Consider the following 25,995-nt stretch of genomic DNA (forward strand, 5'->3'; position numbering starts at 1 on the left):
CCGCTGCCCTATAGTGTTCTATGATTAAGTTATCAAGGAGCCCTTATGAATGTTCAAGACAGTGAATTCAAAGCCCTGCTGGAAAAATATCGAAAATTTTCCGTCTATGGACTGAGCCCCGATGCAACCAAGCCCAGCCACTATGTTCCGGTGTACATGAAAGACCACGGCTGGGACATCGTCGGTACATATCCGAAGACCCATGATGTTGGTGGTTTTAGAATCTATTCCTCGTTAAAAGAAATTCCGCCAGAGTATCGCAAGTTCGTGGATGTTTTCAGAAGTTCGGACCGCATCCCTGATGTCGTCGATGAAGTTCTTGAGGTCGGTGGTGTTGAAGTGTTGTGGTTGCAACTGGGGATTTCACACCCAGAAGCAGAGCTGCGTGCAGAAAAGGCCGGAATCAAAGTCGTTTCCAACCGCTGTTTGATCATTGAGCACAAGAAATGGTTTTAGCAGACGCTTTGCTGCGGCTGCCAACTGAGAAAATTTGACCCCCGCAGAGAGTTCTACTATTTTTTGATTTAGAAAGAGGGCTAAATCCAAATGCAGCGACAGTGGGTGTTAATTCGAGGAATCATGAGTGAATCTTACCATTGGTGGAATTTTCTTCCCCAATTGCAGGAGCACTTTCCTCAAGATCACTTCCACACGGCCGACATCCTTGGCAACGGTCGTCTGAATAGTCACAAAACCCCCTTAAGCCTATCCAAGAATATCCAAGCTTTACGCGGGCAAGCTCCCGCAGACGGCAAAAAGATTCTTTTTGGTTTTTCTTTGGGCGGAATGCTTGCTTTGGAATGGGCACATCGTCATAGCGACGAAGTGGCGGCGGTGATTCTGATCAATGCCAGCCTGAATAATTCTCCTTTCTATAAAAGAATGACGCCTTATTCTTTCGGGCGCATTTTCCAGTCAGCTCTTCAAAAAGATCTGCATAAGCGCGAAGAAATGATTATTCGCATGACAACGACGCAAACACCGCAGGAATCCGTTAACGAACTGGCTCAACAATGGAGCGCACGCAGCCTGGAACTTCCGGTGCGACCTGCGAACTTCCTTTGGCAGCTGGGGCTTGCCACTCAAGTACGTCAAAGAAAAGAGCCCCCGGCTCCGGTTCTCGTGCTTTCTTCTGCGAAAGACCGCGTGGTTCACCCACAATGCTCGGAAAAAATTGCCAGCACTTGGGATCTGCCACTGGTCAGACACCCCGAGGCAGGACATGATCTAACCTTGGATGATCCAAAGTGGGTTTTGGAACAAGTAAGTCAGTTTATCACCTCAGGACTAAAAGCATGACCATCGCAATTAAAATCGGACTGACTGTCGCGGCTGTAGGAATGTGGCTCTTCACGCAAAAACTTCTGGGCCAGCGCCAAATGCCCTTCAAAGACCGCATCGGTGATTACTTTCATATTCTGACAGATCGCTGGAGCCAGCACCTCAACCGCACCCCCAAAGTCGCCAATGGCCTTTTGATTTCCAGCTCTCTGGTAATAGATGCCGTGGGGATCTATCTGATTGCTCAGACTCTTTTAGGACCGAGCATTCGTCCCTTGCTGGCACTTCTGATGCTCTTTACTTTGCGACAGATCAATCAGGCGATCACTGTGCTGCCAACCCCCGAAGGCATGATCTGGCGCGACCCGGGTGTGCCATCGATCTTTGTGACTTACGGGGTCTCCAACGATCTGTTTTTCTCAGGTCACACCGCTTTGGCTGTCCTGGGAGCTTTGGAAATTGCTCAGTTGGGTGGACCCTTCTTTACTACTTTAGCCTTTGCAATTGTATTTTTTGAAATCACCGTCGTGCTTTTACTCAGAGCCCACTGGACAATGGATATTTTCGCAGGCGCCATCACAGCCCTGTGGACTCATGAAATTGTCTCTAAGTATGCGCCCTCCGTTGATTACTGGATCGCAACTCTATTATAGAACTCGCATTCTCCTGAAGTAACAATCTGCGTGACCAAGCCAACTCGTAAACACCTCACTTGTTGGCGGATTCAATTAAACAGCATCTAATGTTGAAAATCGTTGGTCCTCTGTTTGCATCTTTCCGAACTCCGTAGGAAAGAGGCATATGAAATCAATCTTTACACTGCTTTTAATTTTAGCTTTATCACCCGTCACCCAAGCTGCCGAAGACATCGTCGTCCGTGATGTCAATCTGACAATGGATGGCCAAGCTTCCGACAAAAGACTCAGTTGGGGCTCTTTGGAACCACAAATCCGTCAGGCCATTTTAGAGCAAAGCCAAGCCTATGAAGGCACCGCCTCTAGAAATATCAACAATCCCCCGAATAGGCGAATGGTGGTGATGACCGCCAATGAAGAACGGGCGCAACAACCGGTACGAGTTTTCGGTTTCACAGAAAAAGATGTTCTTGCGATGGATGGAGATCCTAATGGAGCCGCTTGTTCTCGCAGACACATCCATGATGATTACTCCAATCGCTGGTGTCATGCTTACTTCATCAAGCTCGCCGACACTTATCTAAGATCCCACGGGGTAAATAAGCACGTTGCAGCACTCATAGCGGCTTCCACATTCCTGCCGAAGGAATATCTCTATGATAAAAACCCTTCTATGGCGGATCTGGCCGTCGTAGAGTATGAAGTTTACAGATCAGATAACCCCCGCAAACCCACTCGAATCACCATGACTTTGTTTGGTGATAAAACCGCCTTTGTGACTATCGAACGTAAGTTTTAGACAGCTGCTTCTCATAAATGTCACCATCTCAACGTGAGACATATCCCTTGGACTCCCAAGGGATATGTTCGTTTACAGCCCTAAATTCTCCGTCCTGTTTGGCATCGACCTTGCCTCTATTCAAGGTGAGACAAATCTTTTGGAGGATTTATGAAACGTCCATCTGCCTATGTTCGCTTGTTTACCGCGGGTCTGGCTGCCAGTGTAATCGCAATGGCATGCGCTCCATCGGCACAAGCTATCAACCTTCCTTGGAAGAAAGCTCAGGCAGCGACCCCAGCAGCTCAACAAGTACAAACAGTTGTTCTGGCTGTGGATGGTTTCAGCTACTTCGCATTCCTTGAAGCGCAAAGACAAGGACTCTTTAAAGAATTCACAAGTGCGGGTGCGCACATCGCCCCCTTCCCTTCCATGACAGACTTGTCCTGGTCCGTTGTCACTGACACGGCCAATTTGTTTGGCGCCGCCGGGCGAATCAAATCTGTTGAAGCCACTTACTTCGATGAATCGTCTCAATCTGTACAAGGTGACCCACGCGACTACTATCGCCGCTTGGCCTTCCCGAAGTACTACATGGGCGCCTTCGATGCTTTCTTTAATCCTTATGTTGAAGCCCTGATGTACTTCCCAACGGAAGAAGTTCCAAAACTGGAAGTAAAAACAGTAATGGACGATCTTTTGGCAGCAAAGCCAAAGAAGTTCATGACCGGCTATATCGGCGCGGTGGATTCCACGGCCCATACTCAGTTGGATCGTCTGTATCCAATCCTGAGAACTCTGGATGCAGAGGTTAAACGCCTGATCAAATCGTTTAAGGAAAAAGGTCAGGACGTGGAAATCGTTCTGGTGTCCGACCACGGAAATATCGGCCGTTTCCAAGAGGGCAAGAAAGAGCAAGAACTGATCGGCATTGACGTTCACAAGATCGTTGAGCGTGCAGGCCTGAATTCTGTGCAACAACTTCAGTCCGATAAAGATGTGACCATGCCTTTGATGGCTTTGGGTACTTGGGCTCCGGTTTATCTTAAAGACCGCAATAACATGAAAAATCTGATTACAGAATTCCGCAAGGAATCCTGGTTTGACATGGCGGTTTACATCAACCGCAACAGCCCTTCAGAGACACTGATGACGGTGATCACTCAGACTGGCGAAGCGAAAGTCAAATATGACAAAAAGAAAGATCTTTACTTCTATCTGCCAGTGAATGGAAACCCACTGCAGCTGGCAAAAGCCCTTCATTCCACAAGCACTGAAGCCAAGCCGATCACATCCCAAGAGGCTATGAAAGCTTCCGATCTGACTCCGTATCCAGATGCTTTGTATCGTATTATCGAATCCGCGTCTGAAAGAAACTTCGACTTCCCGGACTTTATCCTGACTTTGAAAGATGGTCACTTTATCCAGAACTCTCTGGGGGCCTTCACTAAAATGTACCGTACTCACGGTTCTTTGACGGCAGCATCTTCTTACGGCTTGGTCGCTTCCACGAAGCGTAAGGTTCCAGGTCAAATTCGTTCTAAAGACATTCTTCCGTTCATCGGAGTATCCGCAAAATCCCTTTTTGCTGATGCGGTGAAAAAGCACAACGATTCCGGCCAAGAAGCGCTGAAGGAAGTTATCACCAACTCTCTCCAAGGCATTCAGACAGACGCGAAAGACCTAAGTCAAAAACGCATCTTCCGCCACTTGACGAAGTTCGTGGCTGATACACGCCCATACTTCCTGGTATCTGAAATGAAGAGCTTCATGGAAGCCTTCAAATTCGATCCATTCAAAGATCCATCTGGCAGAAGCATGTCCCCAATGAACTTCGACGTGTCCAAGTTCGACGTGACAACCATGATTTCCCCAGAGGACATCGGCGCAGTGACAGATGCCGTTCTGACTTCCGGCTCTGTGGAAAACCTGATGAATGATCCACGTATCGCAAAAGTGAAAGAAAAAGTAGGCCTTCTGAAAGATCAAAAAACTGCCAACTTGGATCTGCAGAATGTAGACCTGAGTAAGGCTGACGACGGCATCATGGGCACGATCAAACAATTTGTACTGCCAGCCAAACGCGCCGTCATGAAAATGTATCAATTGCCATATCTACTGGAAAACTCCATCGTGGTTCAGGAAAAACCATTCCTGCCTGAAACTCGCGACATGCAGTTTGCCCGCAAATGGGTTTCTGATAAGACCAACACAACTCAGTCCTTCACTGCGTTAACTAAAGCTGGTTCCAAAGAACAGTTGTCTGTGGCGCAAAACCTTCTTAAAGAATCCATCAAAGAAGCCGATCTGGAAGGTCGTATCTACCCGACACCGTTAACAAAGATCTATAACCAGAAGCTGGAAGATCTGACGATCGTTTATGTACCGGGCATCTATAACAGCATCTTCGACAAAGAGATCTTCAGTCTGGGTCTTTCAGCCCTGAGCGACGAGATGGGTTTGCGTGTGATTCAACCACCCGTGGAAAGCACTTGTGGCGCCGAAGTGAATGCTGACATCATTCTGAATTATCTGCGCCAGGACTATAAAGCACGCACTCAGCGTGGTCACGCAGCCCCGAAGTATCTGTTCCTCAGCTACTCCAAAGGGGCCGTGGATACATTGCACGCTTTCCTGAAAGCTCCGAACTTTATCTCTATGACGGTGAAAGGGATGGTTTCCATCGCGGCCCCCCTGCATGGCTCTAGCATCCTGAACACCACAGACGTTCCGTTTGCCCTGGTTTCAGCCCTTTCCGAGAAACAAGGACCTGAGATCTGCCAAACAGAAAAAACAGCCTCCAAATCCATCACCCCGACAGCCATGAATGCATTCTGGAGAAAAAACGAGCGTTCTTTGACTGGTTTGACCCGTTACTTCTCTGTGACTTTTGAAAGCGCTCCAGAAGATTCCCATATCTTCATGAAAGCGACAAAGCTCATTGGTCAGTTCGACGAGGACAATGACGGCGTTGTGACGGTGTCTTCTTCCAAGTTCCCGGCAAATCTAAAAGCCGTGGACCTGGGCACCATTCATGCCGATCACTTGGCAGGTATTCTGTCTTCCCGCTTCAACCAAAAAGCATTCATGAAAGGTCTTGTGAATACTTTAGCGGAAATGGACATCAGCAACGACGAAAACAACTTCAACTGGAATACGCAGGTGATTTTATCAGCGGCCAATGCTCACTATTTCAAAGACAGAAGATACTACCGTGTGAAAAGCCCGGGAATTGTTGCTCAGCTCGGTGTGGGACAGGAACACTTAGTCGAGCTGATCCCTTACGGCAATACCTACGAACTTTCCCGTCAGGTTCTGCCAAAACTAAATGATCCGGCAGATAACTATGAGGTGAAGGTGAAATTGCCTCAATCTGGTCTTCGTTATGATCCCTACCAAGTTCTGGATGTGGCGAAGCTTGGGGATGTCATGGCTGGCATCAAAGTCAATCCCGTGACCCGCCAAAATATGCCAGAAGGTATCCGTATCGTGTACGACCATAAAAACATGGTTCACTTCCGCATGGATCACCAGTTCAACTATGAGTCCCGCTCTCCAGGTGGTTTGGATGACAACAAAAACTTTGGTTATGCCACCGCGGAATACGAATATGAAGGCAACAAGTGGGCCTTGATGAAGAGTGAGAACAACTCCATCCGCATGACGAGCTTGGCTTACAGATTCTCTCCAGTGGAATTCCCGGAGATGAGTCTGAAGCTGGCAGTAACGAAAGATGTTGTGGGAGCTGATCCGGTAAAAGGTAAAACTGGCAAAGATGATTCAGCCTTCCAGGTATGGTTCACGATCCGTGACGGTCGCGCGAACGGCGACAGAACCGTGATCGACGCCAAGAACGACAAAGTCTTCTTGTTTGGCTACTACTATGGAGGTGCCGTGGCCGGTGAAAACCGCAAAGCGGGCGATATCTTTGAAAACTGGTACTCCAACAAGAACGTAGTTGTCGCGACGTTGCCGGAAGCAAAACAATTGCTTCTGAACAATCAAGACATGCTGGGGAAAATACAGAACTATCAGCGCGATCTGGCTGCTGACTTGAAACGCGCATTCCCGGACAAAAACGTTCAGGATCTGGAAATCGTGGCGATCACAATTCAGCACGACTCCAATGATACGGCCTCATCTTCAGAGGCCTATTTCAAATCCCTGGACTTCTTGGCAAAATAGTTACGAATGAATAACCAACCCAAAGGGCCTGACCTCAACAGTCAGGCCCTTTTCATTTGCTGCTAAGAAAGACTCACCAAGGTCTGTTGTGAGTCAACACCGCATCTCGCAGTCAAAGGCTATCAGGAGTATGATCCTGTGTAGGAGGTTTTTATGGCTATGCAAACATCTTCAGCAAAGACTGAACGAAAAACCGACGCCAAATCTTTTGCCAAGGTTACAGGGGACCTTGCCGCGAAAAACTTCGGCAAGGCCGATGAAGTTCGCGACTTTTCAAAAGGTAAACTTGAGTTGGTCAAATTTGGAGACGCTGTCGTTGGACGCGCGACCTTACAACCAGGTTGGCGCTGGTCCACATCCGTGAAAGAAATCGCACAAACAGAGAGCTGTGAAGCTCCCCACTTCCAATATCATGTCTCAGGAATTCTGCGTATCAAGATGGACGATGGCACAGAAATCGAGTGCAAACCCGGTGATGTTTCATTGGTTCCCCCTGGACACGATGCTTGGGTCGTCGGCAATGAACCCGTCGTCATAGTGGACTTCCAAGGAATGATTGATTACGCAAGCAAAGCTCCCCATCAGCATTGAGTATTCATGAGTGCCCTGACTATTCAGTGCGGGGCACTCATACAATGCCCATCATCTTAAGTTGCGCCTTCTGATATCCTGCGAAGATGCCATCAAAAAGGCAGCGTACCAGCGGATCTTGCATGACATCACTTTCGGGAGAAAAGGGGCCGTCGTTGATTCTAATATACATCGAGGTTAAGGACTCTCCGAGTTCAAGAGCTGCATACAGCTTTACCAAGGGAACTTCGGTTTTCCAGCCAATGGATTTCTCGTCCCCTTGTTGTGGCATGAGTGTTAGCCTCCCCTGCTCCACAAGATAATAGAAATTCTCGGTCAAGCCTTCGTGATCATAAACGGAAAGCTGCCAAAGAAACGGACCCTTGAAGTAGGCATCCTCGGATTCTTGCAAAGAACCGTATCGCTCTGCGATCTCATCTCGACAGTAAGCTTGAACTCGCGACCTTGCCGCCCCTGAAGCCGCTTCCAGTCTTTGAGCTATTTCTGCAGTGGCAGGGATGATCTGAGCGGGGTCATACGTGTAGTCCACAATCTCGGTGCCCAAGAGCTTCATCCAAGGCAAGGGGCTGGAGACAGACACTCGTTCTTTAGTTATTTCAACCGACAAGGACGGGTCCAACCTTACAACATTGACGGAAGGCAAGGCCTGCACAACTTCCCTCTGAAACTGCTTATAAGTGATCGGGAAAAAGGCCTTGTTATACCAAGACCATTCTTCCATCTGAAATTGGCAAGAACTGGGAATGACGTGCTTGGGATTTAAGACTTTCAACTGCTCAATCCATTCCGGAGGAAGCTCACGAGAAGCGGGCTCAGCCCGTGAAGGAGAAAGCACTTCGATCTCGCGCATCGTTTGAAAAGGCCACATGATCAAATCCCACGGGCCTTGTTCCGCCAACAAGTCCAGCGTCTCATAGTCAATCCAGGAGTCCACGACATTAAGAACATTCAATCCTTCCGCCTGAATCTGGAACAATGAATCCACATCCTCATCCAACGCCCGGCGTGGAATCACTTTAAAGCCCCCGACCTGCACAGGCTGATTCAATTGCAATGAGTGGACATGTTTAAAGCCCAATTTTTTAGTCAAAGAAAAGAATTCTTCAAAAACACAGAATCCATAGATCGGCGTTTCCCTATTTAAAAGAGCCAGACTGTCCATTGACCAGTGATCATCATGAAAATGAGAAATAAAAACCGCATCCAGCTTCAGCTTCTGAATCTGAGTCCGATCAAAGCTCACTTTCGGAAAAGCATGGCAGTTCCGACTGAAAGGGGTCTCAAAGATCGTATCAAAAGCGATCTGAGTCCCCTTGCTTTCCAAAAGATAGCCCGCATGAAGGATTCGCGAAATTTTCATCCCTGCACTATAGCGCGCTTGCTTCGCTGGCGCAATTGCGCCTATTGTAAGGTCATGAAACTGATTTCATGGAATGTAAATGGTTTGCGCTCAGTCCACAGGAAAAACTTCCGCGAATGGTTTGAGAAAGAAAAGGCCGACATCGTCTGTCTGCAAGAAATTAAAATCACCAATGACGTGATTGAAAAGGATGAAACTTTTTATCATCCGGCCCGTTATCATTCCTCCTGGGCCTTTGCCGAAAAGGCAGGGTATTCAGGATTGGCGCTTTACTCCCGCAAAGAACCTGATGATGTGCGCATTGGTTTGGGCATTCCCAAGTTCGATTGTGAGGGCCGCTGGCTTGAAGCCGATTTTGGTCCTATCACTGTGGTCAATAGCTATTTCCCCAACAGCCAGCGCGAGCACACTCGCTTGCCATTTAAACTGGAATTCTGTGCCGCCGCGGAAAGACGCCTGCAGACCCTGCGCAAAAAGGGCCGTGAAGTTATCATCTGTGGTGATTTCAATATCGCTCACAAAGAAATCGACCTTAGAAATCCCAAGACCAACATGAAGAACGCCGGATTCCTGCCTGAAGAGCGCGCCTGGATGACTCGCTTTTTGGATAAGCTTGAATGGGTTGATAGCTTCCGTCAGTTTGAACAAGGACCTGAACACTACACTTGGTGGAGCTATCGCCCGGGTGTGCGTGAAAAGAACATTGGTTGGCGTCTGGATTATTTCCTGGTGAACAAAGAAGCCTCGGACCGCCTTAAAGCGGCGGCGCACTGCCCAGATGTCATGGGTTCGGACCACTGCCCCGTGCGCCTGACTTTAAAGAAATAATTCTAAAGACTTTTCATCAGTTTTTGCAGCTGATCAGCACAAATTCCCCAGCCTTGATGAAAGCCCATTTCTTCGTGCTTCTTGCGATCAGCTTCATTTTTGTGCCTAGCAATGGCCGTGTACTTTGTTTTGCCGTCTTGTTCTTCCAGCAAAATGAAAGCGGTAAAGAACATATTGGCACCTGAGGTCGGAACTTCCACAGGGCGATAGCCCGGAAGCAATGCATCTGTCCATACCAGCTTCTTATTCCTTTCAACTTCCAGGAAGCACCCCAGATTTGGATACTTTTCCCCTTCAGGAGACTGCATCACGGTTCTGAAAAGACCACCGGGTTTCAAATCAACTTCGGCCTCTGTCACCTTCCAAGGTTCAGGACAAAACCACTTGCAGATCAGTTCTGGGGTCGTCCACCCCTTCCACACCTGTTCAGGAGTCAAATCCAGCACGCGTTCTAAAATCAAATCCAACTTAGGATCAATATTCATAGTCGCCTCCTATTTCGGCATTTCGACAATATCTTTAAGATTCTGAATTCCCTGCTTGAACTGATCTGTGATCAATTTCTCGCAATCCACAAAGAACGTAACAAGTTTTCCAACAAAGCCGCCGTCACCCGACATCGACCAGGTGAACTTTGTGCCTTCACCTTCTTTGGCTATGAACTCCTTTATTGTGAAGACACCTTAATATTAAAGGCCTCGAAGGGCCCCTCCAGGCCCATATTTCTTTTCCTTCTCATTACTCTGAAGACTTGAGAAACTCGTCCACAATCCCCGCTGTCAGCTCGGGATACTTGGATGGTTTGGTCGCCATGACAAGCTCTCCCAGATACTCCCCGTGCCCCGCAGGCAAAATTGAAAGACGCGAACGGGGAATCAGTTTGTTTAACTCCAGCGCATGCTCGGGCTTTGCCACATCACGATCGCCCGTCAAAATCAAAGTGGGAACCTTGAGGGTGCGCAAGGCCTGATCACTGATATCTTTAAAATTTCTCATACGATCAGCATCTTTGTCGTGCATAACTTTCAGCTTTGCCGGGTCCGGATTCACTTTTAAAAAGGCTTCCTTCAACGGCGGCGGCATATTGGATATATCAGCCCGCTTCATAAAGTCCCACAATTGTGGATAGGCCCCGGCTCGTTTCGTTATGGATGAGGCAAAGATCAATTTACGCACCAACTGCGGATGACGAAGCGCAACCTGCATTCCAACACTGGCACCGTTGCTAAAGCCAAAGATGTCTGCCTGTTCAATATTCAATTTTTTCAACAAGGCCGCCACATCATCAGCAGAGGCTTCAAAAGAAAACGGCCCTTTGCGGTCACTGGTCCGACCGTGCCCCTGTTCTTCAATGGCGATGACTCTGTGATTCTGCGCCAAAAACGGCAGGATGCGACCGAAGGTCGTATCGATGGTGGAACCGCCCCCATGTAACAAAACCAGAGGAACACCCTCTGCTTTCCCATAAAGCTCATAGTACATTAGCAGACCATTCACATCAGCAAAATTTCCTGACACGTTCGGAGCCTTTTGGGGCTTTGATGTCACGCAACCCACCAGGAATAACAACATCACTGCACATAAAAGATTTCTCATCATGAAAACCCCCTGCCCTACTAAGCAGTCCCAAAAATCATTTCGATGTTAATTTCTACGTCCCGATGATACTATTCTAAACATCATCACAGGAACAGCACTATGCCAAAATTACTTTCGCCCACTGGATTCAATATTACTGGCGACTCAGCCCCTGCCAAATTCATGATTTTTTTGGACTCGGTTCTGCGAGGAATTGGACAAGTCATGTTTCAGAACAATACCTATGCAGGGATCTTGTTCTTAGCAGGAGTCTTTCATAGCTCTGCACTTTGCGGAATCGCGGCCCTTACTGGAACGATGATCAGCACAGGCACGGCAATCCTTCTTGGCGCCAATGCCACCAAAATTCGCGACGGTCTTTTTGGGTTCAATGGTGCCCTGACTGCCATTGGATTGATCTATTTTTTTGAACCCAGCGTACTAGCGTGGGGGTATGTGATTTTTGCGGCAGCGTCGTCCACAGTTCTTATGGCTGCAGCACTAAAATATTTTGAAAACCGGAACCTTCCAACCCTTACCGCACCCTTTGTTTTTACAACCTTGTGCTTTTTGCTGGCCAGTGCTCGCTTCGGAAGATTGAGCACTACTCAAGTCCTTCCCCACGCTGGATTGCCGGTATCAGCGGACGTCGAGGGCATTGTCTCCCTGAACACTGTCTTTGAAGGTTTAATTCATGGAATTTCCCAGGTCTTTTTCCAAGAGAATTTAGTTACCGGAATCCTGTTCACCCTGGGTCTTCTGATCAGCTCACGGAGATCATTTGTCATGGCCTTGATTGGGTCTATCCTGGGCCTGTCAACAGCATGGCTGCTTGGGGCCTCTGAACCCGCAATTCGCTCAGGAGCTTTTGGATTTAACTCTGTCCTGACAGCAATCGCACTGGGAAGTGTCTTTCTGCCATCCAATGCGAAGTCTTTGGGATATGCTGTCCTAGCAGCCATCGTAACCACGATTGCCTTTGCTTCCCTCTCCGGAGCCTTGAAGCCGCTAGGAATGCCCGCCATGACCCTGCCATTTGTTGTTGTGACCTGGATCTTTCTTATTGGGAGCAGGATGTTTGTGAAAATCAACCCGTCTGAAATCTAATGAAACACGCTCCCTTAAACAGAAAACGAAAAACCAAAGATCCCTGCCCAGAGTGTGGTCTGCATAAAAATCTGTGCATTTGCGAGCTGATTCCGTCGCTCACATTTGCCACCAAAGTTTGCCTGATCATTCACAAGAAAGAACTTAAGCGAACCACTAATACGGGACGACTTGCGATCAAAAGCCTTACCAATAGCGAAATCCGAATCCGCGGTGGTGAGGATCGCCAGGTTCTGGATCTGAGTGACCTGCTGGTGCCCACGTACCGGACTTTTTTGTTTTACCCTTCCGACGATGCCGTAGAGCTGGATCGGGATCTTGTCGAACAAAGCCCGCTGCCGATTCAGCTTATTGTTCCGGATGGTAACTGGCGCCAGGCCAGCAAGGTGTACACCCGCCACACGGAACTCAAAGATGTTCCCAAAGTGAAAATCAGCACGACCAACTCTTCGATCCAGCATCTTCGGGCGGAGCATTCTGCCGAGGGGATGGCCACCCTTCAGGCGATTGCCCAGGCCCTGCAGGTCATCGAAGGGCCCCAGGCCGTCGAGCCTCTAGTGAAGCTTTATGAGGCTAAACTTAGAAACACCCTCATAGGACGAGGCCAAATACAAGCCAGTGCAGGCTCAATCCCCAGCGAAAAAGCCCGATAATTTTTCCAAGAAGGCCCCTGGGGCCTTTTTACTCGTCGAATCCCAGGCCCAATCGTGTTAGGGTCGGCCCCATGAATAACTTCACAAATTTCGGCCTTTTACCTTCCCTGATTAAAACTCTGACTGAAAAACGCATCACAAAACCGACTGAGATTCAGAACAACACCCTGCCCCTGCTAATGAGCGGCCAGTCCGTGGTTGGCGTATCAGAAACAGGAAGCGGTAAAACCTTGGCGTATGCTCTTCCAATGCTACACCTTCTTAAATCTTTGGAAGATGGTGGTCAGCCAGTCACCGCTGAATCCTCCCCTCGCGCCATCGTCATGGTTCCCACTCGAGAGTTGGGCGAACAGGTCTCCAAAGTTTTTAAAACCCTGACTCATGATACCCGCCTTAGAGTCCGCCCGGCCTTGGGTGGTATGGCCATGGAACAAGCCCGCAGAAACACCTCTGGGGAATTTGAGATTCTGCTGGCAACACCAGGACGCCTGGCTCAGTTGATGGATATGGATAAAGTGGATCTGAAAGACGTTCGCATGCTGGTCTTTGATGAAGCCGATCAGATGATGGATCAAGGTTTCCTGGCGGACTCAAATAAGGTTTATTACTCCTGTCCTAAGGATGTTCAGTTGGCGCTCTTTTCGGCCACTGTTTCTCCGGCAGTGCAAGATCTGATCAATGATCTGTTTTCGGATGCTGAAGTCGTCCGAAGCTCTGGCAGTGGCAAAGTTGTTAAAAGCCTGACCACCAAAAATCTGATCGTCAAAGACGGCGACCGTTGGGCACACTTGGACAAACTTTTATCCCAAAAAGTGGATGGCGGAACGATCTTATTTACCAATACGCGTGAGCAATGCGACAAGCTGGCGAAAGATCTTGAGGCAAAAGGCTTTGAAGTTGCCGTTTATCGCGGTGAAATGGAAAAAAATGATCGACGTACGAATCTTAAGAAATTCGCTGACGGCAAGATCAAGTTTCTGGTGGCAACAGACCTCGCAGGCCGTGGCCTGGATATTCAGAATGTGGACCGGGTTATCAATTTCCACCTACCAAGACAAATGGAAAACTATCTTCACCGTGCTGGTCGTACCGCCCGTGCGGGCCGCAAGGGCACAGTTATCAATCTTGTCACTGAACGTGATGAGCTTCTGATCAACAAACTTGAAGGCCGCGGAGGAAAAAGAGAAATTGATTCTTCCAAATACAATTCCCATCCCCGCGCTAAAGCCAAGACCACGGTCGCAAAAAAACCGGTCGCTGCAAAGGCGGCAGCAAAGATCAATCCATTCAAAAAGCCGAAGAAAAAGCTGGGCTTCCAGCGTCCTTCTGCAAAATAAGACTTCTCGGGCGGCACGAACATGGCCGCCCGTCACGCCAAGCCGGCCTCTGTTTGAGGCTACAGACCCCGAAACACATAATTTAGTTTAAAACTCATTTTCCTTTAGAACAAGCCCCCCAAGACCGAAGAGTTCTTGTGGAACTTTTCAGAACCGTTGTCCTCTGGGCATCTCTATTCTACTTGGTACTGGGCAACCTTGGCTGCTCTCTGGATGCTTCCATTGTGTCTCAATTTGGTTCACAAACAGGCGACTCTACCACCCCTTCCATCTTGATTTCAGGGGTCCCCAACTACGCTACAACAGATGGCTCTTCCACCTTACAGGTCACTAGCTCCGAATATTCTCAGTATGCCTTGCAATTCGGCCCTTCGCCGCTGGACTGTGCAGATGTCTCTGCTTACTCCAGCGCCATTGAGATCTCTTCTTCAAGTCCACTGAGCCACAGTACAGATCAAAGCTACCAAGTATGTGTCGCTCCAGTGCAGAACAATCTGATTGATGTTTCTAAAGCCGTTTCCAAGGTGTTCACCCGTGACACGTCCCCAGCGACCATAGAACTTTTGAACTTCGATCAAAAACTGTTAAAAACGGCCAACCAGATCACGATCACTTTAAAAATCGACAGTGCAAAACCTTATGACATCCCGATGTCCTTTAACTTCTATGGGTCAGATCGAACGGCTCACGACAAGACGGCCCCACCCACTGAAATTCTTTTTCCCGCCAATCAAACAGTCCATAGCGTGACCGTTCCCTTGGTTTCTGAAGGCCACCCGCAATTTGGTGCCCTTGAAAAAGACCACCAGCTTCTGTTCAACATTACCGGAAGCAGTCTGAAAAATATCTCTGTGGGTCGGATGGCCTCGGCGCGATATATTCTTTCCAACAGATCGCAACAAAGACGCTATGTGGATGTCGAAACCTCGCTCAACCACACCTGCGCGCTTGATACGGACAACCGCCTGTACTGCTTCGGAGCCAGCACAAAAGACTTCCTAGGCAGTTCAAGCGATGCGAACAGTCCACGTGAAGTGAATTCCAACTTGCGTTTTACCGATATCGCCGGAGGCTATGACCATACCTGCGCAATCCAGACTGATGGGCAAGCCCTGTGCTTCGGTGTATCCAACAATCCCGCTTGCGGAACAGGTGATAGTCCTAATGACTGCGAAACACCAACTCTGGTTCAGGGGGGTCATCTTTTTAGTGAGATCGATGCGGGCTCACAAACCAATTGCGCCATTGAGCAGGGTACAAATCTTCTTTATTGCTGGGGTAATAACAACAACAATATCGCTTCTCAAACCGCAGTTACCACAATCGAAGTTCCGACACTTTACGATGCGGGAATTCAATTTAAGAAAATCAAGGTGGGCGACAAACACGCCTGTGGAATTGATTCCAATAATAAAATACTTTGCTGGGGAGCCAATACCTATGGCCAATTGGGCACCGGCAACACGACGGCCCAAAATACGCCAAACTATGTAGTCCCAGGAATCAGCTTCAAAGAAATTGCCAGCGGATCTGACTTTACCTGCGCCATTTCCAATGACAATGAACTTTATTGCTGGGGTCTTTACTTCCATGAAAACCCCTCTGATGCAACGGATGCGAACTTACAAAGCACCTCGGCCGTGCAAATTCACGCTGGAACTTCTTATGACAAGATTTTTGCTGGCAAGAACCATTTCTGCGCCCGCAATCTCAACGATCAGGCATTGTATTGTATGGGGGACAACTCTTTTGCGGAGCTCGGTACTGGAAGTGGTGTCTATCACTTTACGCCAACTAAAATGCTTGGAGACCATCAATTCACAAAATATGATTTTGGTATCGGTCACGGATGCGGAGTCAATGCCGCACAAGAGCTTTTGTGCTCTGGAAATTTCGCCAACGGTCAAACCGGGCAAGCAAGGTCCGGGGATCAGATTTTAATTACGCCGAATATCCTTTTACCAACTCTTAAGAAGGTCACTGTCGGCGGATTCTCAAGCTGTGCTATTGATAGCAATGACAATGCTCTTTGCTCTGGCCCCAACGACCGAGGCCGAATCGGAACCGGATCTCAACACTGGCGTCCCACGTTCTTCCCGATTGTTTCACCATTAAAGTTCAAGGATCTTACCAGCGGGGAATCCTTCCATTGTGGACTTTCTGTCGACGGGACCGCTTACTGTTGGGGACGCAATCTAGAAGGTCAGGTCGGCGACGGCACCAAAGATGTACGACTGATTCCCACCGCCGCCGTAACCTCTGAGAAGTTTACGTCCATCGTTGCAAATAGGCGCAGTGTTTGCGCACTCTCGACAAATCAGGATGTCTATTGTTGGGGTTCAAATGCCTGGGGACAGCTCGGCACCGGGGACTTTACAGAGAAACTGCTTCCCACAAAAGTCAGCGGCAGCGATAAGTTTAAATTCCTGACGGCTTCCTATTCAGCCACTTGTGGCATCAAGACTGACGATACTATTCGCTGCTGGGGGAATAACTCCGGAGCCCTGGGGTTGGGGGCTGATACTACAAACAAAGCTGTTCCTACTGCTCCCGGCTGGGCCACACAATATGATCAAGTTGCTATTGCAAACAGTAACAGTTGTGCGATCCGCAAATCTGATAAGCGTATCGAGTGCTGGGGGCTAAATACCCAATACGAACACGGCAATGGCTCGACTACGGCCAGCACCACTCCCACCGCTATCAACAGCAGCGAAACCTTTGCAAAGATCTATGGTGGAACTAGTAACTTCTGCGCACTGACCACGAGCCAAAGACTGTTCTGCTGGGGATACAGTTACTATCACGATATCGGCAAAGGTGTTTTAGATTCAGGATCCACTTTTTCCAGCTATCAAACAAACCCGACCGAGCTCTTGCCAGCGGAGCGCTTTGTGGATGCGTCTGTCCAAAAAGGACATACCTGTGCGGTCACCACGTCGGGCAATTTGAAATGCTGGGGAGGAAACGTCTATTCACAAATGGGCGATGGCTACTTCCAAGCTTCAGCCAGAGCGCCCGTCTACATCCTGCGTGATGACTAGTGTTGGCCGTCGGCTGCGTGCATTTTCTTAAGAACCATCGCCAAAGTCTCGGAGTCCACCCCGGCTCGCTTCATCAGGGATTTGGCACAATCAAAATCATCGGAATCAATGGCTTCAAAAAAAGCATCCAGCTTGTTGATTTCGGCTAGCTTCTCTAAAACCAGTGTTCCTTCAAAATCGCTTTCATCCATGGTCGCATCCTTTCTATCGTGACACTTTCCCACTGGGGGCTTTGTTAGCTTCTTGGATAGACGTCAATTCTTCTTCGGACAAATTATACTGTGAAATAACTTTCAGAATAAACTGAGTTTTTCCTTCAACATAATCATCAATTGATTCTGGATATTCCGCCGCAAGCTTCTTTTTCAGTGCCGAATATTCACTTCTGGCAGATTCGGAGCTTCTTAAATGATCTCGCAGAGCGAGGTGATTTCGTAAAGCCATACAGTCATTTATGCATACGTACAGATTATGCTTGTAAGCATGTCCTGGCGAACGAAATGCTTCTCGGCCCTCAATACCAAGATTCCCCCGGTGTACATAGCCAAGTTTGCTTAAAGCCTGAATCACAAAGGGCAACTTTTCGGGGGATTCAACAATGATATCCATGTCGATGATCGGCTTTGCCGCCAAACCGGCAACGGAGGTGCTGCCGACATGCTCTACCGACAAGGCATGCTCTTTCACCGATGGCCAAATCTCGGAATGAATTTGCTGAAACCAAAAGGGCCATTGGGAGTTGTAGTCTTCAACACGAATCATTCCTATACAATGCTACCGGAACCCGTGTGAATCAACTGCTCGCTCGAAAATAAACGAGGGATTTTCTGGTTATCAGCATTCAGACCCCAGTCCAAAGTGTTATTAAAACTAAGTGTTATCAGTAGGTTATATCCAGCTATGGAAAATAAATTGACCAATTACGTAACTGGTTACATAATTTGCTTATTACTAATACCTATCCACAAAGTAGGTGCCCTTTGATCGAATATAAACTCAGCCCCCGCTTCAATGATACAGACTGTCTCGGACATATTAACAACGCCTCCATCGCGACTTGGTTTGAAGAAGGCCGCAAAGAAATCTTCAAATTCTTCGTTCCGGATCTTTCTCCGAAAGAATGGAATTTGATTGTTGCCCGCACGGAAATTGACTATCTGGCTCAAGGCCATTACCAGCATGATGTTGTCATAAAATCAGCTATTGAGAAAATCGGGAATTCATCTTTCACGGTCGCTCAGGAGTGCCATCAAAACGGAACCATAGTCGCCAAAGGCAAAGCCATCCTTGTGTATTTTGACTATGGCCTGAATAAAGCAAATCCCATCCCGACGGAAGTCAAGGATAAGTTAGCAAAACATCTTTTATCAGATGGAGCCGCCCTATGAGCAAAGGAATCAGCTTTTATAATGAAATCGGAAAACTGGCTATCGGCACACGAGTTCGATTGCTGGGCGAAATCATCACTCGGGATGCCGCGATCATTTATAAAACCTATGACACCAATCTTCATCCCAAGTGGTTCCCCGTCTTTTATGTTCTGTCAGAAAGAACCGAAGACACTGTCACATCAATCGCTGATTGCATTGGCCATTCTCATGTCTCGGTAAGCAAGATTGTCGCCGAGATGGCAAAAGCAGGACTTGTCTCGGATAAAAAAGACGCCACAGATCGCAGAAGATCCAAGATTAAGCTAACCAAAAAAGGTCAAGAGATCGCCAACAGAATCAAACTGCAATACGACGACGTCACATCCGCCATTGACGAAATTTCATCACAGACAAAAAACAATCTTTGGGCTGCGCTGGATGAGTGGGAATATCTTCTGTCTCAAAAGCCTCTTTTGGATCGCGTGATCGAAAGACGCAAGCAGAGAGAATCCATGGCTGTAAAGGTCGTCCCCTACCAAGACAAATACAAAGACGCTTTCTATAAGCTTAATGAAGAGTGGATCACCAAGTATTTTAAGATGGAAAAGCCGGACCGCGATGCTCTTGATAATCCGAAAGGCTATATCCTTGATAAAGGTGGTTTTATTTTTGTCGCCACCCTCAACGATGACGCCGTCGGGGTCTGCGCCCTTATCAAGCGCGAAGATCTAGGCTGTTATGAACTTGCCAAGATGGCGGTGTCCCCTAAAGCGCAAGGAAAAAACATTGGCTATCTGCTGGGCAAGGCAGTCATAGAAAAAGCCATCGAGCTTAAGGCATCACGAGTATTCCTGGAGAGCAATACAACACTTAAGCCCGCGATAAGACTTTATGAAAAATTAGGCTTCAAAAAGGTGGCTGGATATGCCACGCCTTATGAACGCGCTAATATTCAAATGGAATTAGAACTGACGAAATAAAGTTCGGCAACTATTTGAGTCCGGTGTCCGAATCAACATTCAAAGAAACTTTTCCCAAAGAGACGATCTGCCCCTGTTGATCAAGAATAGGGAAGATCGTTGAAAGATGTCTTACCGCCACACCCCGGTTTACAAGAACTTCTTCAAAGGTCAGGGGTTTTAGAGAGCTTTGGACTGCCTGCTCTTTTTCCAGAACAGAAGAGATGGATTCCGGTGCGATAAAGTTTCTTTCATTTTGCCCCACCAACAGATCTCGTCGAACCCCGACAGAGCTGGCAAAAGCGGAGTTGCAGTTAGTAATGGTGCCGTTGTTATCCTTGACCACCAGCAAAAACGGAGACGAATCCAAGATCTGCTGCATGCGATTTCTGAAATTGCGTTCATCCGTCACATCACGTGCAGAAGCGAATCGCACACCGAGCTCGGCATCAGCGGCGGCGCTCCAGCTTAAGGTTCGATAAGTGCCATCGGCTGCACGGTAGCGGTTCTCAAACCCCACCGAGCGCACACCCAGATTCAGGGTTTTAATATTCTCACGCGTCGACTCTTTATCGTCAGGATGGATAAATTCAAAGAAAGGCGTGCTTAGCAAAGCCGCTTCACTGTATCCCAAGGTGTTCACCAGGGATTTACTGACTTTCTTTAAGTGACCATCTTTTCCCGCCACGGCCATCAAGTCGCTGGAGATAGAGAAAAAACGATCTAAAGTAATTTGAGAATCTTCTGTTTCTGATAGACGTGACAAGAGTCTTTCGTATTCTCGTTGGGCTTTGACAACTTCAAGATTGGACAAGTGAGAAGCGGCAATCCCAAAACAGGCCAAGGCCGGGATCATAACGATAAAGGCGACAATTTGAAGAGTGCTGATATTTGGAAGCGCAACACTTCCAATGACAAAAAGAGCCGACAAAAGAAGAATGGCAATTAAAGAGATCAGAGTAATTTTATTCTGCAGCTTCCAGAAACTAAAATACTCGATTGTTTTTTTCTTTTCATTCAGATCCAAACAGAGCCTCACAACCGATATGTCGGATCATACCCAACCTGGATGGATCATTCAAGTTACTCATCTCTCATGCATGCTAGTCTGGTCTGGAACAGTCTGAGATGGATGAACTGATCATCAGCTCCGGTGATATACATATAATCCACATCGGCGGTCCGAACGATTTCGATTTTCCCCAAGGCCTCTTGAGCTTCCTTGTCCACACAAAGCGCTGTCACACTTTCGGGCCTGAGCCAAGCCCTTCTAGGGGCTATTCAAATATAAGTAATTTCGTATATTTATGAAAGGTCCCCAAACGCATCGCCTGCCGAAGCAATTTACAGCAAGCTCGAATTGGGCGCCTGGTTTAGGTGCTTATGGCATTATCTCAGCCACTTTTCTCCGAACTTTTCCATCGAATCAAAGACGACGGAAAGGCCTTTTCCTTTTTCTGTCAGAGAATATTCAACTCGGGGCGGGACCTCGGCATACACCTTCCTGTTGATAAGTCCGTGCCCTTCGAGATCCGTCAAACGCTCGGTCAAAGTTTTCGGGCTGATAGATCCCAGCGATCTGCGAAGTTCATTGAACCGCACGACCTTTTTTGCAAGTAGGTCTCTAAAAATGAGAATGGTCCACTTACCATCCAGAATCATCGCCGTTCTATACACGGGGCAGGCTTCCAATGATTTACTTTTTGCCATTAGTTCACTCCAGGTAACTAGTTTCAGAAATAACCCTACTTTACTAAATATACTATCTGACCCAGAATAGCATAAGGAGCCATAAAGAATGAGAAAAAGATTCGTTGTCCTGGCTGGCATCAGTGCCCTTCTTGTCTTGGCTTTGTTTCACTTTGCGATTTTAGGAGACAGCTCTATGAATTCAAAACTTTCCGAAATACAGGTAAGGCCTTATTCCCAGTTACCGGAAATGAACTTGGGCTGGCTGTCTTTGAAAGATCACTTTATCGCGACGGTGGGACCTTATTCCGGCCGCGGAGAACAACTGAAGAATCTGCTGGTTCTGGCGGATGCGAAAATCCAACCCAAATCCCGCTTCCCCGATCATCCCCATAATGACATGGAGATCCTGACGTGGGTGGTTCACGGCAAGCTTCAGCATTTGGATAATAAAGGGACCAACCAGGAAGTTCCGGCAGAGCATCTGCAACTGATGAGTGCGCGTGATGGGATCTTTCATGCGGAAGGCAATCTAAGCAATGAGCCTTTGCGTCTGCTTCAGATCTGGATCCATCCCAATGCGAAGTCCGGAACGCCGGTGGTACAGCAAGCTGGATTAAATCAACAAGGCTTCAACTTACTGGCGGGACCTAGTGCTGCGCCACTGATTATCAGGCAAGATGTTTGGTTGTATGCTGCGAAGATCGAAAGTGATGAACAGGTCTTTGAAATTCCTGAAGACAAATTTGCCTATGCGGTTTCCATTGGAAATCTTAGCTGGAACGGCAAAGAGCTGAAAGATGGCGACGGCCTTCTCGCCCAAAGCGGAAAGCTTGCCATCAAAGGCACCGGGCAAGTCATCGTGATTTTGCAGAACAGATAGTAACCCGCATCTTACAGGGCTTATTTCTTTCTTACGAACCTGAGCCGGCGGAATACCAGCATGCGATTATTCGCTGGCATTTCGTAGTCTTTTAAGAACTCAAATCCGTTCTTAAACATCGCCGCCAGCACATCTTCAAAATTGCGGATGCCACTTTGAGGATCTCTTTCACGCAAAGACTTGTCGAACTCTTCATTGCTGGGGGTTGTGAACTTGCCGTTGTAATTAAATGGCCCGTAGATCAGAACCTTCCCGCCTTCTTCCAAGCGACCCGCGATCAGTTTGATGAAGGTCTTACACTCTTTCCAAGACATGATGTGGAAAGTATTGATCGTCAGAATCACGTCGAAAGTGCGAATCGGAAAATCATCCTCCCCAACAACCATACGGAATGGGGTTTTGATATTAGGAATCCCGCTTTGTTGGATACGCTCACGAAGCATTGGCAGATTTTCTGCCACTTCGGTCGGAGTCCATTCCATCTTGGGGAAGAAGGGCGCAAGATAAACCGCGTGTTGTCCCGTGCCCGCGCCAACCTCGAGCAGGTTGTGGTCTTCGTGACGGATAACTTTCTTAAGAACTTCCAGAATGGGTTCTTTGTTACGATCGGCAGCGGCAGAGAATGGTAGTTCCATGGTTTTCCTTTGGAAAGTTCAGCCTAATTGAGGTTGCTGAAAAGAGTCTGTTTAAAACAATAAAAAACCCCCACAAGGGAGGTTCTCTATTTTTCTAAATTGGTGGAGGCGGGGGGAATTGAACCCCCGTCCGCAAATGATCCACGATAAGGCGCTACATACTTAGTCAGTGTTTTAGATTGGTCCTCGGGCTTCCACAGACAAAATCCCTAAGACCTCTCCCCCAGTAAATTTAAGCATGTCTGCTGGAGAAAACCCAACTCACCGAGGTCCCTAAATGACGATCAATCCAAGAGCGGAACCACCTCAAGGTTGATCGTGCGGCTAATTAAGCTGCAAGTGCGTAATCGTTGCCAATTACAAAATGCACGTTTTTAACGAGGTCCTCATCCGCCCCGGTATGCTCCTTATGCTTCAGCACCCACGTCGAAGCCAGTACGCCCCCATAGTGTGTGAACACATCGTCTTCATTGTCCCTTAGTTTTGAACAAATGAAAACCGGTTATCCTTCCCATTTGCACCCCTGTTTTCAACGATTAAATTTTTCGTGACGCAGGACTTTTGTCTTGCTTAGGTGGTGTCATCCTAACGAGATCCTAACGTTAGCAGGGGACAATTTACGCCAAATGGTTGAGATATCCACCATTTATGGGGCTATTCCACAGAGTTATCCACATTGCTGCCCAAAAAATGGGGCAAAACTGACACCGAAATTTAAGATTCTTAAATTTATACGAGGGACCGTCACGTTAGATGACGGTCCTTAGATTATCCAGAATTAACGGAAAAGGTCGGCAGCGGACGCTGCTGTTGCGGCCAAAGAGCTTACATTCGAACGTTCATTTTTCTGATCTTTAGGCGCTGCCGGAGTCACCGGAGCGGCTGCAACCGGAACAGCAGGGACTTGCTCAGCCACTACCGCCACAGGAGTCTCTACAATCGGCGTCTCGGTCACGATATCCAAAGCGGACTTCACTACCGGGGCTTTCACCGCAGATTCCACCGCGTTGGTCACAGGGAACAATTGGATATTGAGCTGATAGACTCTTTCCCCTTTGTCCTTCATGCGCGCAATCGAGTTGTCCTTGTGCAGGGCTTTTCTCATCTGACGAAGCTTGAATTTGATTTCTTCAAACTCTGTTTTGGTCAAAGACAAAGTCAAAGTGCCGAACTCACGCTCAGTCGGTTGATCCTGGTACAGGGATTCAAGGCCCAAGTACATCAACTGGGACTGAAGCTTACGAACCAGCGCCACCGGGATTTCTTCCGGAGACTCTGTCAGGCTGCGAGCTTTCTTAAGTTCCCCCGTCCCCTCATCACGGCGAAGATCGCCAGAGTTGATCAAAGTGGACAATGCATTGTCGATTTCATCTTCAGAAGCTTTGCCACGCAGAAGGTTCTTCAAAGTCGCCGTGTCGAAGGAAACACCGTCCTGATCGATCATCGCATAGATAATCCAAGCCACCCAGTTAGGAACCTTTTCCCAGGTCTTGCGATCAATTTCACCGGACTTCAGCTTCCCAGCCACACGGTGTTCACTCAATTTTTTGAGGTACATGTTGCGTTCTGCAGGGTCCATGGCTTGAGTGAATTGCACCAGAAGACGGAATTCTTCTGTTTGGTCTTTCATGAAGCCCAGGGCTTTACCGAACTTGCCGATCATATCGTCGGAAAGATTTCTTTTCCCTTCGATGATCATTTTCAGGTAATTCGGAGACTTGATATTGGCCGCTGCAGAGAAAACTGCATACGTATAAGCACGCAAAGAACCCTTGGAGGCTTTACGTTTATACAGATAAAAATCACCCAAGAACTGGCGATAGTTCATATAATCAGATAATACGGGCGGAACGAGCGAACCCTTTGAAATTTCTTTGCCTTTGCTAAACTCTGGCTGGTGGTTTTGCATAGAAACGGTTCTCCTTTGCACCCAACTAGTTCACCTGATTTGAATCCCCAAAACAAGCGGATTTGTGCACGAAGATCGTTACGTTATCGCAAAGCATAAAAAAAGCCCTCGAAACCGAGGGCCTTTCTAAGTCGATTGAGTTTTGAAAACAAAAATCCTAGCGACGAGTCAGCTTCAAAGTCACCGCGCGCACATCCAAGTCTCCGCGAGTGTAAAGAACGATGCTGGAAGCTGTCTGACCAATCACAGCATTTTGTGGGAATACAGACTGGCGACGTCCGTAGCGATCCACCTGCAGTGTTTGACCTTGGTTGAATCCGTTGATCAAAAGATCCATCATAGCCACGTTGTAAACCGCGTTGGCTTCGATTTCGACCGCCTGGATTCTGTAACCACGATAGCGGTTCATATCCAAGTACATGCCCAGATCCAAACGATCATTGCCGTACAAACGACGGTTTACATACAACGGAACGTCGATAGTGCGGCCCGGATTTGTCGGAGGCTGGTAAGAGCGCTCACGCAAATTCACAGTCACAGATTCAAGCTGGGCATTTCCACGAATTTCCAGTTGCAACGTGCGGATGTCTTCACCCAAAACAGCACGGTACTGAGGACGAAGCAACACCGCCCCTTGTGGAGAATAAACAGATTCGTTCATACGTCCGTCAGTCAACAAAGCCACTTCCGTATTGTAACCGCTGCTGCGGAACTGAGCTTCGACGGATTCCACTTCATAACCACGATAGTTTTCACCGATACCTGCCAACTGACGAAGCTGCAAAGTTTCGTTGTTCACACGACGGTTCAAATAGATAACCTTACGCTCCTGACGACCATAGCCGCCGCCGTTACCGAAATCATCCTGACCAGGATAACCAGGACCGAAATCGCCACCTGGGCCGAAATCACCTGGGAAGCCCGGGCCGACATCTGGAGTTGGGTATGGAGCATCGGGACGAGGCGCCCCTGGTACAATATAAGCCTCTGCTGCGGCTGCAAACAGAGTGATAGCTGCAAATGAAAGTAAAAGGCTGCGTTTTAGAGTCATTATGTCCCCCAAGTGGTTAAGAAGTTCCCCCACCTCCACATAAAGCAACCAGCGTACCAACTATTAAAGAGACAAAATGACCCCGAAAAAACGAAAAAAGGCCACTGATCTTGGAGGAAATC

The 25,995-nt window shown here is 48.0% G+C and carries 26 protein-coding genes and 1 other RNA gene; 14 read left to right on the top strand and 13 right to left on the bottom strand.

What is annotated here, in order from left to right; genetic code table 11:
* Positions 1-45: 45 nt before the first annotated feature.
* The 6 genes from ACES2G_RS16850 (at position 46) to ACES2G_RS16875 (ending at position 7,470) form a co-directional block, all read left to right on the top strand.
* The gene (locus tag ACES2G_RS16850) at positions 46-456 is read left to right on the top strand and encodes a CoA-binding protein (RefSeq protein WP_347358917.1); all 411 of its coding nucleotides are present in this window, start codon (positions 46-48) and stop codon (positions 454-456) included.
* A 123-nt stretch (positions 457-579) separates the two neighbouring features.
* Positions 580-1,299, top strand: coding sequence for an alpha/beta fold hydrolase (locus tag ACES2G_RS16855; RefSeq protein ID WP_374000808.1), 720 nt, complete (start codon positions 580-582; stop codon positions 1,297-1,299).
* Positions 1,296-1,934: a phosphatase PAP2-related protein gene (locus tag ACES2G_RS16860; RefSeq protein WP_347358919.1), complete on the top strand. Its 639-nt coding sequence runs from the start codon at positions 1,296-1,298 to the stop codon at positions 1,932-1,934. The genes ACES2G_RS16855 and ACES2G_RS16860 overlap by 4 nt, the downstream gene beginning before the upstream one ends.
* Before the next feature lie 148 nt (positions 1,935-2,082).
* A complete protein-coding gene (locus tag ACES2G_RS16865; RefSeq protein ID WP_347358920.1) occupies positions 2,083-2,715 on the top strand; it encodes a hypothetical protein in 633 nt (210 codons plus the stop codon).
* A gap of 150 nt (positions 2,716-2,865) precedes the next feature.
* Positions 2,866-6,879, top strand: coding sequence for a hypothetical protein (locus tag ACES2G_RS16870; RefSeq protein WP_374000811.1), 4,014 nt, complete (start codon positions 2,866-2,868; stop codon positions 6,877-6,879).
* A 153-nt stretch (positions 6,880-7,032) separates the two neighbouring features.
* A complete protein-coding gene (locus ACES2G_RS16875) occupies positions 7,033-7,470 on the top strand; it encodes a cupin domain-containing protein (protein ID WP_374000812.1) in 438 nt (145 codons plus the stop codon).
* A 37-nt stretch (positions 7,471-7,507) separates the two neighbouring features.
* Here the strand turns inward: ACES2G_RS16875 and ACES2G_RS16880 are convergent, their stop codons facing one another.
* Positions 7,508-8,830, bottom strand: coding sequence for an MBL fold metallo-hydrolase (locus tag ACES2G_RS16880; RefSeq protein ID WP_374000813.1), 1,323 nt, complete (start codon positions 8,828-8,830; stop codon positions 7,508-7,510).
* A 54-nt stretch (positions 8,831-8,884) separates the two neighbouring features.
* Here ACES2G_RS16880 and ACES2G_RS16885 point away from each other — a divergent pair, with 54 nt between their 5' ends.
* Positions 8,885-9,658 carry an exodeoxyribonuclease III gene (locus ACES2G_RS16885; protein WP_347358924.1) on the top strand — a complete coding sequence of 258 codons (774 nt, stop codon included), beginning with the start codon at positions 8,885-8,887 and terminating at the stop codon, positions 9,656-9,658.
* A gap of 2 nt (positions 9,659-9,660) precedes the next feature.
* On the opposite strand, the gene ACES2G_RS16890 is transcribed toward ACES2G_RS16885, so the two are convergent.
* The 3 genes from ACES2G_RS16890 to ACES2G_RS16900 form a co-directional block, all read right to left on the bottom strand.
* Positions 9,661-10,143 carry an SRPBCC family protein gene (locus ACES2G_RS16890; protein ID WP_347358925.1) on the bottom strand — a complete coding sequence of 161 codons (483 nt, stop codon included), beginning with the start codon at positions 10,141-10,143 and terminating at the stop codon, positions 9,661-9,663.
* Between the two features lie 9 nt (positions 10,144-10,152).
* On the bottom strand, positions 10,153-10,278 hold the full coding sequence (locus ACES2G_RS16895; RefSeq protein ID WP_374000814.1) for a hypothetical protein: 126 nt from the start codon (positions 10,276-10,278) through the stop codon (positions 10,153-10,155).
* 118 nt (positions 10,279-10,396) lie between these two features.
* Entirely contained in the window at positions 10,397-11,257 is an 861-nt protein-coding gene (locus ACES2G_RS16900) for an alpha/beta fold hydrolase (protein ID WP_374000815.1), read from the bottom strand.
* A 204-nt stretch (positions 11,258-11,461) separates the two neighbouring features.
* On the opposite strand from ACES2G_RS16900, the gene ACES2G_RS16905 reads away from it, so the two are divergent.
* The 4 genes from ACES2G_RS16905 (at position 11,462) to ACES2G_RS16920 (ending at position 17,377) form a co-directional block, all read left to right on the top strand.
* The gene (locus ACES2G_RS16905; RefSeq protein WP_374000816.1) at positions 11,462-12,343 is read left to right on the top strand and encodes an urea transporter; all 882 of its coding nucleotides are present in this window, start codon (positions 11,462-11,464) and stop codon (positions 12,341-12,343) included.
* The gene (locus ACES2G_RS16910) at positions 12,343-12,996 is read left to right on the top strand and encodes a tRNA-uridine aminocarboxypropyltransferase (RefSeq protein WP_374000817.1); all 654 of its coding nucleotides are present in this window, start codon (positions 12,343-12,345) and stop codon (positions 12,994-12,996) included. The genes ACES2G_RS16905 and ACES2G_RS16910 overlap by 1 nt, the downstream gene beginning before the upstream one ends.
* Before the next feature lie 71 nt (positions 12,997-13,067).
* Positions 13,068-14,333 carry a DEAD/DEAH box helicase gene (locus ACES2G_RS16915; protein WP_347358928.1) on the top strand — a complete coding sequence of 422 codons (1,266 nt, stop codon included), beginning with the start codon at positions 13,068-13,070 and terminating at the stop codon, positions 14,331-14,333.
* A 137-nt stretch (positions 14,334-14,470) separates the two neighbouring features.
* Positions 14,471-17,377, top strand: coding sequence for a hypothetical protein (locus ACES2G_RS16920; protein ID WP_374000818.1), 2,907 nt, complete (start codon positions 14,471-14,473; stop codon positions 17,375-17,377).
* Here the strand turns inward: ACES2G_RS16920 and ACES2G_RS16925 are convergent.
* Entirely contained in the window at positions 17,374-17,568 is a 195-nt protein-coding gene (locus tag ACES2G_RS16925) for a hypothetical protein (protein ID WP_374000819.1), read from the bottom strand. The genes ACES2G_RS16920 and ACES2G_RS16925 overlap by 4 nt on opposite strands.
* A 13-nt stretch (positions 17,569-17,581) precedes the next feature.
* On the bottom strand, positions 17,582-18,139 hold the full coding sequence (locus ACES2G_RS16930; RefSeq protein ID WP_374000820.1) for a GrpB family protein: 558 nt from the start codon (positions 18,137-18,139) through the stop codon (positions 17,582-17,584).
* 218 nt (positions 18,140-18,357) lie between these two features.
* Between ACES2G_RS16930 and ACES2G_RS16935 the strand changes: the two genes are divergently transcribed.
* Together ACES2G_RS16935 and ACES2G_RS16940 are read left to right on the top strand one after the other, a co-directional pair.
* The gene (locus ACES2G_RS16935; RefSeq protein ID WP_374000821.1) at positions 18,358-18,765 is read left to right on the top strand and encodes an acyl-CoA thioesterase; all 408 of its coding nucleotides are present in this window, start codon (positions 18,358-18,360) and stop codon (positions 18,763-18,765) included.
* Entirely contained in the window at positions 18,762-19,727 is a 966-nt protein-coding gene (locus ACES2G_RS16940) for a GNAT family N-acetyltransferase (RefSeq protein ID WP_374000822.1), read from the top strand. The genes ACES2G_RS16935 and ACES2G_RS16940 overlap by 4 nt, the downstream gene beginning before the upstream one ends.
* Before the next feature lie 10 nt (positions 19,728-19,737).
* Here ACES2G_RS16940 and ACES2G_RS16945 read toward each other — a convergent pair whose 3' ends face one another.
* From ACES2G_RS16945 to ACES2G_RS16955, 3 genes are all read right to left on the bottom strand, one after another.
* The gene (locus ACES2G_RS16945; protein ID WP_374000823.1) at positions 19,738-20,733 is read right to left on the bottom strand and encodes a PAS domain-containing protein; all 996 of its coding nucleotides are present in this window, start codon (positions 20,731-20,733) and stop codon (positions 19,738-19,740) included.
* Positions 20,734-20,789: 56 nt separating this feature from the next.
* Complete coding sequence (locus ACES2G_RS16950; RefSeq protein ID WP_374000824.1) at positions 20,790-20,951, bottom strand: hypothetical protein; 162 nt, start codon at positions 20,949-20,951, stop codon at positions 20,790-20,792.
* 144 nt (positions 20,952-21,095) lie between these two features.
* Entirely contained in the window at positions 21,096-21,416 is a 321-nt protein-coding gene (locus tag ACES2G_RS16955; protein WP_374000825.1) for a winged helix-turn-helix transcriptional regulator, read from the bottom strand.
* Positions 21,417-21,504: 88 nt separating this feature from the next.
* On the opposite strand from ACES2G_RS16955, the gene ACES2G_RS16960 reads away from it, so the two are divergent.
* Entirely contained in the window at positions 21,505-22,278 is a 774-nt protein-coding gene (locus ACES2G_RS16960) for a pirin family protein (RefSeq protein WP_374000827.1), read from the top strand.
* Between the two features lie 20 nt (positions 22,279-22,298).
* Here the strand turns inward: ACES2G_RS16960 and ACES2G_RS16965 are convergent, their stop codons facing one another.
* From ACES2G_RS16965 to ACES2G_RS16980, 4 genes are all read right to left on the bottom strand, one after another.
* Positions 22,299-22,913: a DUF938 domain-containing protein gene (locus ACES2G_RS16965; RefSeq protein ID WP_374000828.1), complete on the bottom strand. Its 615-nt coding sequence runs from the start codon at positions 22,911-22,913 to the stop codon at positions 22,299-22,301.
* Between the two features lie 100 nt (positions 22,914-23,013).
* Positions 23,014-23,358, bottom strand: a transfer-messenger RNA (tmRNA) gene (ssrA, locus tag ACES2G_RS16970).
* Between the two features lie 333 nt (positions 23,359-23,691).
* On the bottom strand, positions 23,692-24,822 hold the full coding sequence (locus ACES2G_RS16975) for a TIGR02147 family protein (RefSeq protein ID WP_347358478.1): 1,131 nt from the start codon (positions 24,820-24,822) through the stop codon (positions 23,692-23,694).
* A gap of 157 nt (positions 24,823-24,979) precedes the next feature.
* Positions 24,980-25,873 (bottom strand): hypothetical protein, encoded by an 894-nt coding sequence (locus tag ACES2G_RS16980; RefSeq protein ID WP_374000829.1) that lies wholly within the window; start codon positions 25,871-25,873, stop codon positions 24,980-24,982.
* Between the last annotated feature and the right edge of the window lie 122 nt (positions 25,874-25,995).

The organism is Bdellovibrio bacteriovorus, from assembly GCF_041888015.1.
GTDB lineage: Bacteria > Bdellovibrionota > Bdellovibrionia > Bdellovibrionales > Bdellovibrionaceae > Bdellovibrio.

Coding starts and splice junctions, on each gene's coding strand:
- ACES2G_RS16850 (WP_347358917.1), top strand. CDS start 46: ATGAATGTTCAAGACAGTGAATTCAAAGCCCTGCTGGAAAAATATCGA.
- ACES2G_RS16855 (WP_374000808.1), top strand. CDS start 580: ATGAGTGAATCTTACCATTGGTGGAATTTTCTTCCCCAATTGCAGGAG.
- ACES2G_RS16860 (WP_347358919.1), top strand. CDS start 1,296: ATGACCATCGCAATTAAAATCGGACTGACTGTCGCGGCTGTAGGAATG.
- ACES2G_RS16865 (WP_347358920.1), top strand. CDS start 2,083: ATGAAATCAATCTTTACACTGCTTTTAATTTTAGCTTTATCACCCGTC.
- ACES2G_RS16870 (WP_374000811.1), top strand. CDS start 2,866: ATGAAACGTCCATCTGCCTATGTTCGCTTGTTTACCGCGGGTCTGGCT.
- ACES2G_RS16875 (WP_374000812.1), top strand. CDS start 7,033: ATGGCTATGCAAACATCTTCAGCAAAGACTGAACGAAAAACCGACGCC.
- ACES2G_RS16880 (WP_374000813.1), bottom strand. CDS start 8,830: ATGAAAATTTCGCGAATCCTTCATGCGGGCTATCTTTTGGAAAGCAAG.
- ACES2G_RS16885 (WP_347358924.1), top strand. CDS start 8,885: ATGAAACTGATTTCATGGAATGTAAATGGTTTGCGCTCAGTCCACAGG.
- ACES2G_RS16890 (WP_347358925.1), bottom strand. CDS start 10,143: ATGAATATTGATCCTAAGTTGGATTTGATTTTAGAACGCGTGCTGGAT.
- ACES2G_RS16895 (WP_374000814.1), bottom strand. CDS start 10,278: ATGTCGGGTGACGGCGGCTTTGTTGGAAAACTTGTTACGTTCTTTGTG.
- ACES2G_RS16900 (WP_374000815.1), bottom strand. CDS start 11,257: ATGATGAGAAATCTTTTATGTGCAGTGATGTTGTTATTCCTGGTGGGT.
- ACES2G_RS16905 (WP_374000816.1), top strand. CDS start 11,462: ATGTTTCAGAACAATACCTATGCAGGGATCTTGTTCTTAGCAGGAGTC.
- ACES2G_RS16910 (WP_374000817.1), top strand. CDS start 12,343: ATGAAACACGCTCCCTTAAACAGAAAACGAAAAACCAAAGATCCCTGC.
- ACES2G_RS16915 (WP_347358928.1), top strand. CDS start 13,068: ATGAATAACTTCACAAATTTCGGCCTTTTACCTTCCCTGATTAAAACT.
- ACES2G_RS16925 (WP_374000819.1), bottom strand. CDS start 17,568: ATGGATGAAAGCGATTTTGAAGGAACACTGGTTTTAGAGAAGCTAGCC.
- ACES2G_RS16930 (WP_374000820.1), bottom strand. CDS start 18,139: ATGATTCGTGTTGAAGACTACAACTCCCAATGGCCCTTTTGGTTTCAG.
- ACES2G_RS16940 (WP_374000822.1), top strand. CDS start 18,762: ATGAGCAAAGGAATCAGCTTTTATAATGAAATCGGAAAACTGGCTATC.
- ACES2G_RS16955 (WP_374000825.1), bottom strand. CDS start 21,416: ATGGCAAAAAGTAAATCATTGGAAGCCTGCCCCGTGTATAGAACGGCG.
- ACES2G_RS16960 (WP_374000827.1), top strand. CDS start 21,505: ATGAGAAAAAGATTCGTTGTCCTGGCTGGCATCAGTGCCCTTCTTGTC.
- ACES2G_RS16965 (WP_374000828.1), bottom strand. CDS start 22,913: ATGGAACTACCATTCTCTGCCGCTGCCGATCGTAACAAAGAACCCATT.
- ACES2G_RS16975 (WP_347358478.1), bottom strand. CDS start 24,822: ATGCAAAACCACCAGCCAGAGTTTAGCAAAGGCAAAGAAATTTCAAAG.
- ACES2G_RS16980 (WP_374000829.1), bottom strand. CDS start 25,873: ATGACTCTAAAACGCAGCCTTTTACTTTCATTTGCAGCTATCACTCTG.